The organism is Kribbella sp. ALI-6-A, assembly GCF_001984195.1.
Classification (GTDB): Bacteria; Actinomycetota; Actinomycetes; order Propionibacteriales; family Kribbellaceae; genus Kribbella.
Map to the genome: position 1 here is coordinate 899501 of NZ_MTQN01000012.1, position 15757 is coordinate 915257.

The following is a 15757-nucleotide window of genomic DNA, read 5'->3' on the forward strand; positions in this document are numbered from 1 at the left end:
CATATTTCAGTGCTCGCCGGGGCTCTCGCGCAGGACGAGCTCAGCGCTTGCTGGTGCTCTCGCGCAGCACGACCTCGGGGGCGAAGGTCTCGGTCCGCGGGTCACCGCCCTCGATCGCGAGCTCCAGCGCACGCCGTCCCATCTGCTCCAGCGGGAGCCGCACCGTGGTCAGCCCCGGCCATACGTCCCGCAGCGTCGCGATGTCGTCGAACCCGGCGACCCCGAGCTGACCCGGTACGTCGATGCCGCGCTCGCGCAGCGCCGACATCGCGCCGACCGCCATCACGTCGTTCACCGCGAACAGGCAGTCCAGCCCCGGCTCGCGGTCCAGCAACTCGCCGGCCGCGGCATGCCCACCGTCCCGGGTGAACTCGCCCGCCTGCACCGCCACCGGCTCCAGCCCGGCCTCGGCCAGCCCGGCGACGAACCCGTCCCGCCGGTCCCGCGCCGTCGCCAGCTCCTCCGGCCCAGCCAGTACGCCGAACTTGCGCCAGCCCTGCTCGACCAGCTCGCGGGCCAGGTCGGCGGCACCCGCGCGGTTGTCCGGCTCGATCGTGTGCGCCGGCATACCGGACTGGCTGACCAGCGCCAGCCCCGCGCCCGAGGCGAGGAACGCCTCGATCTCGGTCGCCGTACGGGCGAGCTGGTCGGCGTCGGTCCGGCGGCTGCCGATCATCACCGCGGCGCGTGCCCGCTGTGCGCGCAAAGAGGACAGATAGGCGATCTCGCGCTCGGCGTCGCGGAAGGTACTGGCCATCATCACCAGCAGGTGGCGCTCGTCCGCGGCACGCATCACGCCGTTCGCGATCGCGGCGAAGTACGGGTCCTCGATGTCGTGCACCAGGATCCCGACCACGTTGGTGGACGACTTGGCCAACGCCTGGGCCTGCGCGTTCGGCGTGTAGCCGAGCTCGGCGGCCGCCGCGCGGACGCGCTCCTGCAGCTCCGGGCGTGGCACCCGGTCGCCGCCGTTCAGCACGCGGGAGGCGGTCGCGACCGACACGCCCGCCCGCTGCGCGACGTCCAGCAATGTCACCGGCGCTCGCAGATTCACTGGCCACCCACCTTCCGTTGCCTCCCCCCGGGTGGCGGTCACACTATCGGACCTGTGGTGCCGCTCACGCTGCGTGGCGGCCAAGTGGCCTGGAAGTGACCTTCAGGTGGCGCAGAAGCGGTGCGGGAAGAGTCACGCAATGTCGTCAGAGCCTGGCTTCTGCGGCCCGGGTTGACTAGCCTTCCCAGCCATGACGACCGTCAGCGCCAGGGTGACCGTCCTGGCCTCGTCCACCGTGCTCTGCCTGACCACCGCGATCGGCACCGCCACGGCCGCCCCGGCACCCGACGGCTCGCCCGTAGCAGTCCCCGCGGCACCTGCCCCCGCGCTCGAGGCGAGCCTGGCCGGCGGCCTGCCGGACCACGTCGACGCACAGACGAAGAGCACCCGGCCGGTCTACGACTACGCCGGCGCGATCCGCGAGTCGGTCTACGTCGACACGCGGATGGACACCGACTCCGACGGTGTGAACGACGTCATCGCGGTCGACATCGTCCGCCCCCGGGAGACCGACGCGAACGGCGTCCGGATCCCGGTGATCATGGACGCCTCGCCGTACTACTCCTGCTGCGGTCGCGGCAACGAGAGCGAGAAGAAGAGCTACGACGCCAACGGCGTCATCCAGAAGATGCCGCTCTACTACGACAACTACTTCGTACCGCGCGGCTACGCCGTGGTCGGCGTCGACATCGTCGGCACCAACCGCTCCACCGGTTGCGGCGACGTCGGCGGCGAGGACGAGGTCGACTCGGTCGTCGCGGTGATCGACTGGCTGAACGGCCGCAACACGGCCCGTACGTCCGACGGAACCGCCGTGCGCGCGTCGTGGACGACCGGCGCCGTCGGCATGATCGGCAAGTCGTACGACGGAACGCTGGCCAACGCGGTCGCCGCGACCGGCGTACCGGGGCTGAAGACGATCGTGCCGATCTCGGCGATCTCGTCGTGGTACGACTACTCGCGCTCCGGCGGGGTGCCGTACTCGATCGACTACATGCCCTGGCTCGGCGAGTACGTCGGCCACGACACGCCCGCCTGCGACGCCGTACGGGCCGACCTCGGCGAGTCCGACGACGACGAGACCGGCGACTACACGCGTTTCTGGGCCGAGCGTGACTACGTGAAGGACGCCCGCAAGATCAAGGCCTCGGTGTTCGTCACGCACGGGCTGAGCGACTACAACGTGCAGACCAACCACTTCGCCCAGTGGTGGGACGCGCTGGCCAAGAACCGGGTCCCGCGCAAGATCTGGCTCGGGCTGGAGGACCACGTCGATCCGTTCGAGTTCCGGCGGGACGCGTGGGTGGACGAGCTGCACGAGTGGTTCGACTACTGGCTGCAGGGTTTGCAGAACAACGTGATGCGCTCGCCGCAGGCTTCGGTGGAGGTCGCGCCGGACGTGTGGCGGGACTATCCGACCTGGCCGGCCGTGTCGAAGACCGTGGGCGTGCCGCTGGCCGCGGGGAAGTTGGGTGCTTACGGCAAGGGAACGGTGACCGTCACCGACGATCCGTCGCTGACCGAGGACACCATCGTCTCGACGCCTTCGGAGGAGATCGCCGGGCGGCAGATGTTCCTGTCGGCGCCGCTGCCGGCGCCGATCCGGATCAGCGGCACGCCGTCGGTGACCCTGCGGGTGAAGTCGGACTCCACGACGACTCCGGTCACCGCGCGGCTGATCGAGTACGGCGAGGCGGAGCGGTACTCGGGGGTTCGTCGGACCAACACGAGTACGTGCGAGGGTGCCAGCACCGACTACGACGACAGCTGCTACTTCACGGTCGAGAAGACCACCGAGAAGAGCGACCATGGGATTGTCAGCCGGGGTTGGATCGACGCTGCTCACAGTTCTTCCCCCGCCCACCCCAAGCCGCTGACCCCAGGTAAGTGGACCACCGTCACCGTGCCGCTGCGGGCGCAGGACGAGGTCATCCCCAAGGGTCGGACCCTTGGGCTGGCTGTCACCCTGTCCGACACGGAGTGGACGACGCCCAACGACACGGGCGCGACGGTCGACATCGACCTGGCGCACAGCAAGCTCAACCTCCCGGTGACCGCCGGCAAGGTCCCGGCACCGGTGAAGCCCCAGCCGCTCGACGTCGACATCACCACACCGACGGAACGGCCTGACCTGCACGATCCGCTGGGGTAGTTCTCCCACGCGGCCGACTACGCCCGCTCCTTCGTCGCGGGCTTCGCAGTCCGCTCCCACCCGCCCGGGTGCGAGCTTGGCGCCCTGGGGTGCGGGCTTAGCGCCCTGACTGACTGCAGGAAATCCCGCCGCGCCGGATCGGATGCGGTACGCGAGTCGGACCATGCCCCGGCGCGTCGATCCGGGCCGACTCGCCCACGGCTGGCGGCCTCGCCCGTTCTGGCTGACGACAGGTGATTCGGTGCGAAGGTCGACGTCGTCCGCGCAGTTGCCGGGGCGGCGCGGAGGCGGACGTGCAGCACTCACCGACCCGTCGCCTTGAGCTGTTCTGAGGCGTGAACCGTCTCGCGACAAGCGCCTAGCGAGTGGTTGATGAGTGGTGCACGTCCGGCTCAACCCGCGTCGAGGGCGCCGACGCCCCACGAGATTGCATTAACCGCGTCGCAGCGCTCAGTCCAGGCAGAACTCGTTGCCCTCGAGATGCACCCGGTTCTTCACGACCTTTGCCCTCGGGGACCCTCTGGAAGAACAGCCGCGGTCCCTCGCCGGTGGGATCGACGCAGGCGAGCGCCGCGCCCTGATCCTCGGCCGGCTGCGCGCAAAAGCCGATGGCCTCTGGACGAGAACGTTCGCATACGTTCCGTAATTACCGATCAGCTGATTGTGACGGATTCCGCTCGGTCGCCTTGCGGTTCGGTTGCTTCGATAACGGTGGGAAGTGATGGCTGCCCAGGCGCAGTGCGCCCTAGTTTCTGCGGTGAACTTCCACGATCACCAGTGAACTGAAGGGTGCACAGAGATGATGAAGACGTTTTTCCGGGCCGCGCTGGCTAGTGCAGTGGTGGCGACCTCGGCCCTGACCGCGGCGACGACGGCCTCCGCGGGAGCGAACGGCTGCGTCTGGATCGGCTTCGACGGCGGCGGTCGCGTGGTGACCCAGCACCAGTCCGGATGCGTCTCCGGGACCTACCACATGGACATCTTCTACCCGGGAGTGCACGACTCCAGCGGTGCGTACTACTGGAACGGCGGGATCAAGCGCACGACTTGGAACCGGATTCCCACCCCTGGCACGAAGGTCTGCGCCCAGGTGTGGCGGCACAAGTCCGACGGCAGCTACGAGAGTGGCGGCCTGCCCTGCGAGACGCGATAGCACCGTGGGCGGCCCGGCCGTCAGGGCCGGGCTGTCCGCCTTCGCCGACGACAGATCGTCTCGGATATAGGAAAGGCTCGCACTGAGCCGTTCCCGGGATCTAGGGTTGGCGGGTGCTCAAGCGTGAGGTGGTTCAGAAGGACGAAACGGGCGGCCGGGGAGCGGGGCGGTTGTGGTACGACGCGCCCGCGGAGCGGTGGTTCGAAGCGCTGCCGGTGGGAAACGGGAACGTCGGAGGGATGGTCTTCTCCGGAAACCACGCCGAGCGGGTTCGGTTGTCCGCGGCCACTGCCTGGTCCGGGGCGCCGGGGGACAGCGACGTCAGCTCGACCGCGTTGAAGTACCTTCCGCAGATTCGGCGGTTGTTGCTGAGTGGCGAGTACGCCGAGGCGCAGGCGCTGGCTGATCAGCATCTGCCGGGGCGGCCGTCGTCGTTCGGGACGAATGTTCCGTTGCCGGAACTGGTGGTCGAGCACCGGGCCGATGGCGAGATCAGCGGATACGAGCGGTCGCTGGAGCTGGACGACGCGATCGTGCGGTCGCGGTTCGTCAAGGGTGGCGTGAGCTTCGAGCGGGAGGTGTTTGCCACCAACGTCGCCGGAGTGCTGGTGGCGCAGATCAGGAGCAGCGCGCCGGTGCAGCACACGGTCGGCTTCAGTGCGGATGCGATTCCTGCTGAGGTGACGGTGGAGGGCGAGACGCTGGTACTGCGTGGGCACGCGTACGAGAGCCTGCACAGCAACGGCATGGTCGGGAGCACGGTCGAGATCCACGCGAAGGTGCTGACCGACGGCGACGTCGAGGCCGGCGAGGACAAGCTGACGGTGAACGGCGCCACCACCGTCACGGCGATTGTTGCTGTAGGCACCGATTGGCGCGGGACAGACCCGACCGCACAGGCGCGGGCGTTGCTCGAGGACCTGCCGGCCTACGACGTACTGAAGCAGGAGCATCGGGAAGACCACGCGGCACTGATGGGCAGAGTCGGAGTGGATCTCGGCTCGAGCGACCCAGCGGTCCGGGAACTGCCGACGGACGAGCGGCGCGAGCTGTTCGCGAAGGGTGGCGAGGATCCCGAATTGGTTGCCCTGTACTTCCAGTACGGGCGGTACCTCACCATCGCCGGCTCACGAGCCAACTCCCCACTTCCCCTTGCCTTGCAGGGATTGTGGAACGACGGCCGCGCCTCGGGCGGCCCCTGGACGAACGACTTCCACCTCGACATCAACACCCAGCAGAACTACTGGGCGGCCGAGATCACCAACCTCGGCGAGTGTCACCAGCCGCTGTTCGGACTGATCGACGGGCTTCGGGCCAGCGGGAGCAAGACGGCCGCCGAGATGTACGGCGCGCCGGGCTGGGTCTCGCACACGGTGTCCAACGCCTGGAGCTACACCGCGCCGGGCTGGGGGCTCGGGTGGGGGCTGCACGTCACCAGCGGGATCTGGATCTCGCTGCAGTTGTGGGAGCACTTCGAGTACCACCGGGACCTGACGTTCCTGGCCGACCGCGCGTACCCGGTGCTGAAGGACGCGGCGCAGTTCTTCCTGGCCTACCTGACCGAAAACCCCGACACCGGCTACCTGCTCAGCGGGCCGTCGGACTCGCCGGAGAACTGGTACGTCGCGCCGTCGGGCGACAAGTGCTCGATCTCGCTCGGCAACACCACCGACCGGGTCCTGATCGAAGCCCTGTTCCGGATCTGCAGCGAGTCGTCGGAGCTGCTCGGGATCGACGAGGACTTCCGCGCGCAACTGGCGGCCGCCCGCGCGAAGCTGCCGCCGTTCCAGATCGGCAAGCACGGGCAGCTGCAGGAGTGGCTGCACGACTTCGACGAGGCCGAGCCCAACCACCGGCACACCTCGCACCTGATCGCGCTCTACCCCGAGCGGCAGATCACCCCGCGGACGACGCCCGAGCTGGCCCGCGCGGCCGAGGTGATCATCGAGCGCCGGCAGCGCGTCGACGGGTGGGAGCAGACCGAGTGGGTCGAGGCGAACCTGATCGCGTTCTACGCACGCCTGCAGAAGGGGGATCTCGCGGTACAGCACGTCCGCCAGCTGATCGCGGACGCGAGCGAGGACAACCTGCTCTCGTACTCCGTCGCCGGCATCGCCGGGGTGGACGAGAACATCTACGCCTTCGACGGCAACTCCGGTGGGACCGGCGCGATGGCCGAACTGTTCGTGCAGTCGACCGGTACGGAGATCGAGCTGCTCCCCGCCCTGCCGGCCGCCTGGCCGACGGGGTCGATCACCGGGTTGCGGGCCCGGGGTGGCTACACCGTCGACCTCACCTGGGCGGACGGACAGCTGGTCAGCGCCGACCTCACGGCGGCCGCCACCTCGGCTCCGCAGCAGGTGCGCGTGGGCGACCAGCTGATCGATCTCGACCTAGGCCCGGGCGAGACGGCCCGGATCAGCGCCCACCGGTAGGACCCCACCGGGTTCTAGCCTGAGCGCATGCGCCACGCGTCGATGGGTCTGACAGCGGTCGTGCTCTGTGCGACCGCTGTCCTGACCGGCTGTGGCCCCCGGCCCGCCGCGGCCAAGGTCGGCATGACCGTCGACGACGCCGGCCGCCCGGTGATCGTGCTGCAGGACTGCAAGGAAGGTGACATGGTCGAGCTGCAGATCTTCGACGAGTCGCGCACTGAGCACCTGTCACCAGGAGTCGGCCGGGAGCTTCCGATCGCCGTCTACACGGCGCGGGAGGGATCCAAGTCGGTCCAGCAGATCCCGGTCGCGACCGGCAGCGCCGACTGGGAGCCGGTCACGGTGGTCCCGGAGTTGCGGCCGGGGACGGCGTACCGGGTCCGCAGTTGGGGTGAGGGCCACGAATCGTTCGGCGGACTAACGACCTTCACGCCGAACGACCTGAAGGCGCTGAAGCCGGGCGAGGTCCGGTACGGCGTACCGCGGACGGTGAAGTCGACGCCCGGGGTGTCACCGAACTACGACGACGAGTACCGGGTGTCCTCGCTCGACGAGTTCACGCCCTCCCAGTGCGACTGACCAGGCGCAGGGGCTAACCCGCGACGAACTGCATCGGGTCGCCGAAGCCGAGGTCGGTGACGCCGGCGGAGTGGAACGCGCCGACCAGCACGCAGCGCCGGTGCGCCGCGAAAGTGAGCACGTGCGCCACCATGCCGCCGTAGGTGAACACTCTGGGCGGTTCGCAGGTGGTGTCGACGAAGCTCTCGTCGAACCGGCCCTCGTCGTTCAGCCTGTTGACCAGGGCAACAAAGCGCGCGCCCGCGGAGGCGTGCCGGTCGCGCAGCTCCGGGATCGGTGTCGTCACCGAGCGACCGCACTCCGGCACCTGGAACGGCCGGTCCTCGACCGAGGCGAGCCACATCTCCTCCTGCCAGACCAGGCGGTCCAGCAGGTACCGGATCGACGTGTCGTCGTCGATCCCCTCGACCGACAGCTCGATCGGCCGGTCCAGCGCCGCGGCGTCGAGCCGGGCACCCCGCTCGATCAGTTCGCCGGTGAGCCACACGTGGTGCTCGACCATCCGGACCAGAACGTCCATCCCTGACACCTTTCTCCGCGCGGGCAGCCGCAACCCCGCTGGTGGCTGGAAGTGCACGCCGCTCGGCGCGGCCAGGAAGAACACCCGGGACGGCTCGCACCGCCAGGCACGCGGCGACATCCCGTACGCCCGCGCGAAGGCCCGGGTGAACGCCTCGTGCGAGCCGTAGCCCGCGTCGACCGCGATCGGCAGCACGCCGACGTCCTCGGCCAGCAGCCGGTACGCCGCTCGCTCGAGCAGCAGCCGGCGCCGGAACGCGCCGGGCGGCTCCCCGGCCGCCGCACTGATCACCCGGTCGAAGTGGAACCGGGACAGGTACGCCCGGCGAGCGAGCGCGTCTGCGCTCACCACCTCCCCGGAGCCGTCCAGGCTCTCCGCCACAGCCGCCACGAACTCGGCGTACACATCCTTCATGTCCCCACTGTGCCGCCTGCACGGGCGGCCGGACTTGATCGAACTTGCGGACCCGTCGGTGTGGGCGATGCGGACTACTGCGGGATGTGTAGTAGTGTGAACGGCAGAGCACCGCCGGTCCGGTCTGAGGGGCCCGGGGCGGCGGTGCGCCGAAGGTGTGGCCGACAGCGGGAGAGGTCGATGGATCCGAGCCAGTTGCTCAAGGGCGTGCTGGACCTGGCGGTGCTCGCCGTCCTGCGCGACGCCGACGGATACGGGTACGACGTGCTGCGGCGGCTGCGGGCCGCCGGGCTCGAGGACGTCGCGGACGCCTCGGTCTACGGGACGCTGCGGCGGCTGTTCGCGGCCGGCGCGCTGACGTCGTACGTGCAGCCCAGCGAGGAAGGGCCGCACCGCAAGTACTACGGACTGAACCAGACCGGACTGGACCTGCTGGCCGAGTCCACCAAGACCTGGAACCACTTCGCCGGCACCATGGCGGGCCTGCTGACCAAGAAGGAGGAGGCGGCGTGAACAGCACCCTGACCGGAACGATCGCGACCTATCTGGCGCAGGTCAAGGCGGAGCTGGCCGACCTGCCACCGGGTGAGCTGGAGGACGTGCTCGACGACGTCGCGAGTCACCTCACCGAGGTCGCGGCCGAGTTCGAGCAGGAGCCGACCGAGGCCCAGCTCCGGGAGCGGCTCGGCACCCCACGCCAGTACGCCGACGAGCTGCGCACCGCGGCCGGCTACCCCACGTCGCCGCGGCCACCGGCGCAGGATCGCGACGCCGCCGAACGGTCGTTGCGGTGGGCAATCATCGCCGGAACGGTGGGACCGTTCTTCATGCTGATCGGCTTGTTCAGCGGATCCAGCGAACCGGCCGGCTTCTTCCTGCTGATCGGCGCGGGCGTGCTGTTCGGCGCGGCGCTGCTCGGCGTGCGCGCCCTCGGCGACCGGAGCCCGCGGATCGTGCTGGACACCCCGCGCGGCGCCCAGGGGGCTGAGTTCGTCCGCGGGCTGATCGCGCAGATCCCGCCGAACGTGCGCAGCGAACTGGTCAGCATCGGCCAGCCGGTCTGGTGGGTCGCTCGCGGCATGCTCGGCGGCGGCGGGTTCTTCGCGCTGTTCGGCGCCGGAGCCGTCGCGGTGGTCGGCGCGATCGCCGGCGCCGGGGTGTCGGTCTGGATCGGACGGCGCAGCCAGCAGGACAGGCGCTGGCTCTGGTACGTCGTACCGCTGAACGTGGTCGCGATCCTGGCCGTCCCGGCGGCGCTCGCGGCCGGCTTCGTCGGAACGTCGAACGGACTGTTCTCGTTCAGCAACTACGACAGCCGCTCGGGCATCCCGCCCTACACGACGGGTCTCGCGCTGGACGGCGAGCCGATCCAGAACCTGTACCCGTTCGACGAGCAGGGACGGCAGGTCAGCGTCCGGCTGTACACGGAGAACGGCAAGCCGCTCAACCAGCCGCTGAACGACTGCAACGCCACCTACGGCCAAGGGGGACCAACGGTCAGCAACCTGTTCCCCCAGGCGGTGATCGAGTCGCACGACCCCGGAGTCGCCGAGCCGGACCCGGCCACGGAGACCTCGCGGCCGGAGCAGTGCCGCGACACCACCAGGGCACCGTTCGTCCCGCCGCCGGTCCCGGCCACGCCGACCCACCCGACGGCCGGAACCACTCCGGCGCCGTCGACGACGCCCACACCGGTACCGTCGGTTACCCCGTCGGCGACGCCGTCCAGCAAGCCGACGACGCCGGGCGTGACGCTGACCGTCACCCCGACCCGCTGACCGCGACGGGCTACAGCTGCGCCGCCCCCACCGGGTGGTAGCTGTAGCCCAGCTTGCGGTACAGCCCGATCGCCGCGTCGTTGCTCTTGTCAACCATCAGCGCAGCGCGCCCGTGCCGCTTGACCAGCTCGGCCGTCACGAACGCGCACACCTGGCGCGACAGCCCTCGTCCGCGCGCCGCCGGCAGCGTCGCGACGCCGGCCAGGAACCCGACCTCCGGCGCGCTGCACGCGTCCGCCGCGACACTCAGCAGCCTCCCGGACTCCGTGTCCGCGTCAGAGATTCCCGCCCAGCGCAGCACGCCGCGCCCACCCGGCCAGGCGTACGACGTCGGCGACGCCTCCTCGAGCAGCTCGGCCACACCCGTGTCGTCCGCGAGCCATCGGGCCGTGACCGTCTCGACCGGCGACTCCTCGGTCTGCATCCAGCCGAACGTCGCCCGCAGGTTCAGCTCCGGGATCCGCTCGACCAGCCCACGCACCAGCTCCTCGTCCCCGAACGGCCGGTACGCCGGACCGACCAGGGCCAGCACGTCCCGAACCAGCGCGGCCGCGTCGTCGAGCGGCCCGCCCACCACGATCCGGTCGTGCCGGTTCAGGTCCGGGGCGACCACCGCGACGGCGTCCCCGGCGTACCAGGCGCGGCTGCCGTTGGTCAGTCCCTGTCCGGCCCACAACACCTTCACGTCCCCGTCGGCGGCCTTGGTCAGGTCTGCCGGGATCAAGATTTCGCGCACTCAATTATTGTCGCCGCAGCCCCTGTCGCCCGGGTCAGCGGTCCATGCCGCGCTGGAGTGCGTACGGCGTGAGGTGGTGGTAGCCGCGCACCGAGACCCGGCGGAGCCGGCGCACCCGGTACGCCGGGTGGCCGTCGAGGGCGGCCGCCAGTTCACGGTCGGCCAGGACGCGTCCAGGTTTGCACTCCGACGTCAGCCGGGCGGCGAGGTTGACGGTCTCGCCGTAGACGTCGCCGAGGCGGATCAGGATGCCGCCGTACGCGAGGCCGATCCTGAGCTCGGGCAGGTCGCCCGCCGTGGCGACCTGGTCCTGCAACGCGAGCGCGATCTCGGCGCCCTGGGCGGCGGTGTCGGTGACGAACAGGACCTCGTCACCGATCGACTTGATCACCCGGCCGCCATGCTGCGCGACGACGTCGGCGGTCATGCCCTCGAATCGCTCGATCAGTTCGCCCAGGGCGGCTTCGCTCAGGCGGCGGGTCAGGCGCGTGTAGCTGACGATGTCGGCGAACCCGACCGCGCGGACGCCGCGGGCCAACTCGTCGGAGCCCGCGACCGCGCGACCGGCAGCGGCTGCCAGATGCCGGCGCCAGACGTAGGTCTGCAGCCGTTCCATGGCGGGCAGCAGCATCCCGGCGACCTCGATCGCCTCGTCCGCGGGCAGCTTCGCCTGCGCGAGGAAGTCGAGGAACATCGCGGACTGCCACGACGCCAGCCGCGACTGCGTCTGCCCGAGCTTGCGCGCCAGTGAGGACTCGACCGCCGGGTCGATGAACCCGTCGTCCTCGAGCGCCGCCACCAGCCGGAGCGCCTCCACGTCGTCCGCGGTGAAGGCGACCTCGTCGTCCGGCACGGTCGCGAACCCGAGGGCCCGCCACATCCGCTCGGCCCGGTCGTGCGAGATCCCGGCCCGCTCCGACACCTGGACCCGGGTGAACTCGCGCTTCCCGCCCAGCAGCGCCCGCTCGAACTCCTTCGCCAGCCCCGCCAGGTCAGGTGACGGACCGGAGGCGCCGCGATCGAAGGCCCGTCCGTCCCTCGATTCGGGGGCTTGGTCCTCCCCCAGTTCGGCGGCCGGGTCAGGCGTTGGGCTGGGGGCCACGGCGTTCGGCGATGGTGGCGTCGATGGCGTCGCGGAAGTTCGGCAGCCGGGTGGTCAGGTCGTCGAACTTCTCCCGGGTGAAGTGCAGCAGCTGCAGCCGGGACTTCGCCGTCACCGTTGCCGTCCGCAACCGGTTCTGCCGGACCGCGACCTCGCCGGCGATGTCACCGGGACCGAGCTCGGCGATCTCCTCGCCCTTGACCCGGACCGACGCCGTCCCGGACAGGATCAGGTACGCCGCGTCCGGCGGCGTCTGCTCCAGGATCAGCGACCACCCGGCCGGCACCGAAACCTCTTCGCCGGCCCGGAAGATGTCCTTGATCTCCCGGCCGGACAGGTCCGCGAACAACGGCAGGTCCCTGGGGGACGTCCTACCAAACGCCACGTCGATCCTCCGAGCCCGCCGGGCTCAGCCCGGCGCCGCAGTCGATGTTTCCCGTCGGTAACTCTAACGTCCGAACCCCCGCCGGGTCACCGGGGAGTCAGCGCCGCGCAGGTCTGCTGCCGCAGCCAGTCCTCCGCCGCGTCCCACGACCACCCGCAGTCACGCACCAGCGTGCGCCACGCCCCGAACCCGAACGACAGCCACAGCACGTCACCGATCCGGTCCACGCTCAGACCGTCCCTGGCCAGGCCGAGCGCGACCACGTGATCGGCCGCTTCCCGCAGCGCCGCCCGGTACGCCGTCGTACTGACGTCCCGGGCCCGCTCGGCCACCTCGTGCGCGCCCAGCGCGGAGTAGATGATGTCGACAACGTCTTGCAGTGCCTCGTTGGCTTGCCGCGTCGAGGCGGCCAGCTCGGCGACCACTCCGTCCAGATCGCGGCTCGCCCGGACACGCTCCAGCGACGCGGCGGCGTCCGACTCCAGCACGCTGCCGCTGATGAGCTCGGTCAGGATCTCGGCCTTGCTGCCCACGCTCGCGTAGACGGTTTTCACCGAAACCCCAGCCGCCGCGGCGATCTCTGTGACCGGCACGCGCGCGTACCCCTGCGTCGCGAACAACCGCCGGGCCGCGGCCACGATGTCGCGCCGGGTGCCGGCGGCATCTTCTTGCCGCCGTGGGGAGTAGTAGGACCGAGGCGTCATCCGTTCAGGCTACGCTGAAGGAAATCATTAGACATACCTTCACCTGAATTGGAGTCACCGTGACCGACCGCACCGAGGGCCTGCGGCTGTACGACGAACTGATCGCGGTGCACACGATCATGCGGCGCAGCACCGCGCTCGTCGTCGACGCGCTGCAGGCGCTGATCGACGGGCGGCCGGTCCGGGTCGCGACGCTGATCAAGCTGATCGACTGGCAGGCCGCGTTCGTCCACCACCATCACGAGAGCGAGGACGAGCTGTTCTGGCCGGTCCTGCGCGACCGCTTCCCCGAGGTGGTCGCGCAGCTGGACGCGCTCTCGGTCGAGCACGACAAGCTCGACGGCGCCCTCGGCCAGCTGTCCACCGAAGCGGCCGCGCTGCGCGGCGTACCGGCGGAGCAGGCGTCCGCCCGGGCTGTGTCGCTGCTGCCCGCGGCGCTCGAGGTCCGCGACGTCCTGGCCGGCCACCTGGACACCGAGGAGCCGGTGCTCGTCCGGCTCTTCCCCGAGGTTCCGGCCGGCGAGATCATCACGCTGCGCAAGGCGATCGTGGCCGGCGCCCCGAAGGCGGGACCGGAATGGGTGCTCGGCCTGATGGAGAACCCGTCCCGCGCTCAGGGCTACGACATCATGATGGCGAACTTCCCGCCGCCGGTCCGGTGGCTGCGTCCGCTGCTGCTGCGCCGATACGCGAAGGTTCGCGGATCACTCGCGGTCGACTGATCGGCCCAGCCGCGCCGAGATCAGCAGCACCGGCGGCCGGCGGCGATGGATGGCCAGGTGGGGGTTGCGTTCCACCTGGCCGAGCGAGGGCTGAGGTTCGCGCAACGCTTCGAGGACGAACCCGCTGGTCAGCAAGGCCTCGACCGTCGAGCCGATGGTCCGGTGGTACTTGACCACGCCGTCGACGAACCAGGTGCGTTGCCTGAGGCCCTCATCGGCGTAGTCGTCCACGACGCAGTCGGCGGCTTCGACCGGTGCCGTGACCACCGGATGCTCGACCGAGAAGACGAACTGTCCGCCCGGGACCAGCCAGCGCCCGATGCGGCCGACCAGGCCGGTGAAGTCCTCGACGTAGTGCAACGCGAGACTGCTCACCACCAGGTCGAGCGACGACTCCGGCAGGTCGAGCCGCGCCAGATCCGCTTGCTGGTAACGGATTTGGGGATGGTGCACAGTCCGGCTCAGCATCGCGGCCGACGCATCCACCGCGACCACCGAAGCACCGGCCGAAGCAAGCCGTACGGCGAGGTCGCCTTCGCCGCAGCCGAGATCGGCGACCCGAAGGCCGCCTGGCGTGGCGGGCAGCAACGCCGCCATCGCCGGGATCTCCAGCTCGTCGTTCAGGCCGAGCCCGGTCCAGCGCAGTTCGCGGTACCCGGCCAGGAACGCCGGGTCGTCGTACAGGGCCATCACAACCACCGGGCCAGGTCGTCGACGTCGATCATCGGCAGCTGCCAGCGCAGCGCGAACTGTTCCAGGTCGGTCGCGTCCGCCATCACGCCGTCCGGCCGCATCACCTCGCAGCACACGCCGACCGGCGCCAGACCGGCCGCCACGCACAACGCGACCGTCGCCTCGGTGTGGCCCTTCCGCTCGGCCAGCAACCCGGGTCGCGCGGCCAGCGGGAACACGTGTCCCGGCCGCAGGAAGTCCTCGGCCACGGCATCCGGTGAGGCCAGCCGGCGGATCGTCGCCGCGCGGTCCGCCGCGCTCACTCCCGTGCCCGGCAACGACGCGAGATCGACCGGCACGTGCATCGCCGTGCCCTGCCGGTCGCCCTCACCGGGCATCGGCGGAATCTCCAACCGCGCCAGGACGTCGGCCGCGCACGGGATCGTCGTGTGCCCACAGACCTGCGTCAGCAGGAACATCATCGCCTCCGGCCGGAACCGCTCACCGGCGAACACGACGTCCCCTTCACCTTCGAGCGTCGGGTCCCACACCACGACCCCACCTCCGGCCGCGAGTTGCGCCACCACCTTCTGGACGCCGACCTCGCCGCTCAGCTGCCCCGCCCACGGCAGCGAGGAGACGGCTCGGAGCAGCTCGGGCCCGTGGCCGGCGCGGGCCATCCGGGTGAGCAGGTCGCTTTCCAGGTTCACGCGGTCGCCGACGGCCAGCGCGCCGAGCGTCGTACGGCGTAGCGTGTTCGGTACGAGTACGACGGAAAAGCGGTCCTTCAGCACTTCGGCGACGGTCAGGCTGACGCCGTTCAGCGCGACCGAGGACTTGGCGACCAGCCGGGCCAGCAACCGGTCGGCCGGCTTGATCCAGACTCGCCGGCCGGCGGGCTCGTCGTCGATCCGCAGCACTTTGCCGACGCCGTCGACGTGGCCCTGGACCAGGTGCCCGTCGATCCGGTCACCGGCCGCCAGCGGTAGTTCGAAGTGCACCCGGGCGCCGGCGACAACCCGGTCGAAGGTGCTGCGCCGGCGGGTCTCGTCGGTGAGCGTGGCGACGAGCGCGCCCGGCTCCACCGTCTGCATCGTCATCCGTACGCCGTCGAGGCAGACCGCGCCGCCCGCGGCCAGCGGGACCTCCGGGTCGACGGTGACCCTGAGCGCCTCGGCGCGCACGTCCGCGACGACCGCGGTCCGCTCGATTCTTCCTGTGAACATGCGTCAACTCCCGCGTCCAGAGATGACCAGGGACCCCGACGGAGTCCGAGCACGTGAGCGGGGTATCACCGCGTGGCCCCGGCCGCACCGGGTCACTCCGCACGCCGTGCGGAGCCGACGGGCCA

General features: G+C 70.4%; 15 protein-coding genes. 7 read left to right on the forward strand and 8 right to left on the reverse strand.

Going from position 1 to position 15757, the window contains the following annotated elements:
- Positions 1-40 precede the first annotated feature (40 nt).
- Complete coding sequence (locus tag BWI15_RS30740) at positions 41-1054, reverse strand: LacI family DNA-binding transcriptional regulator (protein WP_077018029.1); 1014 nt, start codon at positions 1052-1054, stop codon at positions 41-43.
- A gap of 190 nt (positions 1055-1244) precedes the next feature.
- Here BWI15_RS30740 and BWI15_RS30745 point away from each other — a divergent pair, with 190 nt between their 5' ends.
- The 4 genes from BWI15_RS30745 (at position 1245) to BWI15_RS30760 (ending at position 7373) form a co-directional block, all read left to right on the forward strand.
- The gene (locus BWI15_RS30745; protein ID WP_077018030.1) at positions 1245-3206 is read left to right on the forward strand and encodes a Xaa-Pro dipeptidyl-peptidase; all 1962 of its coding nucleotides are present in this window, start codon (positions 1245-1247) and stop codon (positions 3204-3206) included.
- A gap of 799 nt (positions 3207-4005) precedes the next feature.
- On the forward strand, positions 4006-4359 hold the full coding sequence (locus BWI15_RS30750) for a hypothetical protein (RefSeq protein ID WP_143465993.1): 354 nt from the start codon (positions 4006-4008) through the stop codon (positions 4357-4359).
- Positions 4360-4472: 113 nt separating this feature from the next.
- The gene (locus tag BWI15_RS30755; RefSeq protein WP_143465995.1) at positions 4473-6794 is read left to right on the forward strand and encodes a glycoside hydrolase family 95 protein; all 2322 of its coding nucleotides are present in this window, start codon (positions 4473-4475) and stop codon (positions 6792-6794) included.
- Positions 6795-6821: 27 nt separating this feature from the next.
- Positions 6822-7373 carry a hypothetical protein gene (locus tag BWI15_RS30760; RefSeq protein ID WP_077018032.1) on the forward strand — a complete coding sequence of 184 codons (552 nt, stop codon included), beginning with the start codon at positions 6822-6824 and terminating at the stop codon, positions 7371-7373.
- Between the two features lie 13 nt (positions 7374-7386).
- Here BWI15_RS30760 and BWI15_RS30765 read toward each other — a convergent pair whose 3' ends face one another.
- The gene (locus tag BWI15_RS30765) at positions 7387-8307 is read right to left on the reverse strand and encodes a helix-turn-helix domain-containing protein (RefSeq protein WP_077018033.1); all 921 of its coding nucleotides are present in this window, start codon (positions 8305-8307) and stop codon (positions 7387-7389) included.
- Positions 8308-8487: 180 nt separating this feature from the next.
- Here BWI15_RS30765 and BWI15_RS30770 point away from each other — a divergent pair, with 180 nt between their 5' ends.
- Positions 8488-8820 carry a PadR family transcriptional regulator gene (locus BWI15_RS30770; protein WP_077018034.1) on the forward strand — a complete coding sequence of 111 codons (333 nt, stop codon included), beginning with the start codon at positions 8488-8490 and terminating at the stop codon, positions 8818-8820.
- Positions 8817-10085 carry a DUF1700 domain-containing protein gene (locus BWI15_RS30775; protein WP_077018035.1) on the forward strand — a complete coding sequence of 423 codons (1269 nt, stop codon included), beginning with the start codon at positions 8817-8819 and terminating at the stop codon, positions 10083-10085. The genes BWI15_RS30770 and BWI15_RS30775 overlap by 4 nt, the downstream gene beginning before the upstream one ends.
- Positions 10086-10095: 10 nt before the next feature.
- Here the strand turns inward: BWI15_RS30775 and BWI15_RS30780 are convergent, their stop codons facing one another.
- The 4 genes from BWI15_RS30780 to BWI15_RS30795 all read right to left on the reverse strand — a co-directional run bounded on the left by BWI15_RS30780 (position 10096) and on the right by BWI15_RS30795 (position 13012).
- The gene (locus BWI15_RS30780; protein ID WP_077018036.1) at positions 10096-10821 is read right to left on the reverse strand and encodes a GNAT family N-acetyltransferase; all 726 of its coding nucleotides are present in this window, start codon (positions 10819-10821) and stop codon (positions 10096-10098) included.
- Between the two features lie 34 nt (positions 10822-10855).
- Entirely contained in the window at positions 10856-11923 is a 1068-nt protein-coding gene (locus tag BWI15_RS30785; protein WP_077018037.1) for an adenylate/guanylate cyclase domain-containing protein, read from the reverse strand.
- Positions 11901-12308 (reverse strand): cyclic nucleotide-binding domain-containing protein, encoded by a 408-nt coding sequence (locus BWI15_RS30790; protein ID WP_077018038.1) that lies wholly within the window; start codon positions 12306-12308, stop codon positions 11901-11903. Before BWI15_RS30790 ends, BWI15_RS30785 begins: the two co-directional genes overlap by 23 nt.
- An 86-nt stretch (positions 12309-12394) precedes the next feature.
- Positions 12395-13012: a TetR/AcrR family transcriptional regulator gene (locus tag BWI15_RS30795; protein WP_077018039.1), complete on the reverse strand. Its 618-nt coding sequence runs from the start codon at positions 13010-13012 to the stop codon at positions 12395-12397.
- A gap of 59 nt (positions 13013-13071) precedes the next feature.
- Between BWI15_RS30795 and BWI15_RS30800 the strand changes: the two genes are divergently transcribed.
- Positions 13072-13734, forward strand: coding sequence for a hemerythrin domain-containing protein (locus BWI15_RS30800; protein ID WP_202817772.1), 663 nt, complete (start codon positions 13072-13074; stop codon positions 13732-13734).
- Here the strand turns inward: BWI15_RS30800 and BWI15_RS30805 are convergent.
- Positions 13717-14424 carry a class I SAM-dependent methyltransferase gene (locus BWI15_RS30805; protein ID WP_077018041.1) on the reverse strand — a complete coding sequence of 236 codons (708 nt, stop codon included), beginning with the start codon at positions 14422-14424 and terminating at the stop codon, positions 13717-13719. The genes BWI15_RS30800 and BWI15_RS30805 overlap by 18 nt on opposite strands.
- Complete coding sequence (locus BWI15_RS30810; protein ID WP_077018042.1) at positions 14424-15632, reverse strand: 3,4-dihydroxy-2-butanone-4-phosphate synthase; 1209 nt, start codon at positions 15630-15632, stop codon at positions 14424-14426. The genes BWI15_RS30805 and BWI15_RS30810 overlap by 1 nt, the downstream gene beginning before the upstream one ends.
- Positions 15633-15757 lie beyond the last annotated feature (125 nt).

What these genes read in the sequence shown, in the direction of transcription:
- BWI15_RS30745 (WP_077018030.1), top strand. Translation starts at nt 1,245, where the DNA reads ATGACGACCGTCAGCGCCAGGGTGACCGTCCTGGCCTCGTCCACCGTG.
- BWI15_RS30750 (WP_143465993.1), top strand. Translation starts at nt 4,006, where the DNA reads ATGATGAAGACGTTTTTCCGGGCCGCGCTGGCTAGTGCAGTGGTGGCG.
- BWI15_RS30760 (WP_077018032.1), top strand. Translation starts at nt 6,822, where the DNA reads ATGCGCCACGCGTCGATGGGTCTGACAGCGGTCGTGCTCTGTGCGACC.
- BWI15_RS30765 (WP_077018033.1), bottom strand. Translation starts at nt 8,307, where the DNA reads ATGAAGGATGTGTACGCCGAGTTCGTGGCGGCTGTGGCGGAGAGCCTG.
- BWI15_RS30770 (WP_077018034.1), top strand. Translation starts at nt 8,488, where the DNA reads ATGGATCCGAGCCAGTTGCTCAAGGGCGTGCTGGACCTGGCGGTGCTC.
- BWI15_RS30795 (WP_077018039.1), bottom strand. Translation starts at nt 13,012, where the DNA reads ATGACGCCTCGGTCCTACTACTCCCCACGGCGGCAAGAAGATGCCGCC.
- BWI15_RS30805 (WP_077018041.1), bottom strand. Translation starts at nt 14,424, where the DNA reads ATGGCCCTGTACGACGACCCGGCGTTCCTGGCCGGGTACCGCGAACTG.
- BWI15_RS30810 (WP_077018042.1), bottom strand. Translation starts at nt 15,632, where the DNA reads ATGTTCACAGGAAGAATCGAGCGGACCGCGGTCGTCGCGGACGTGCGC.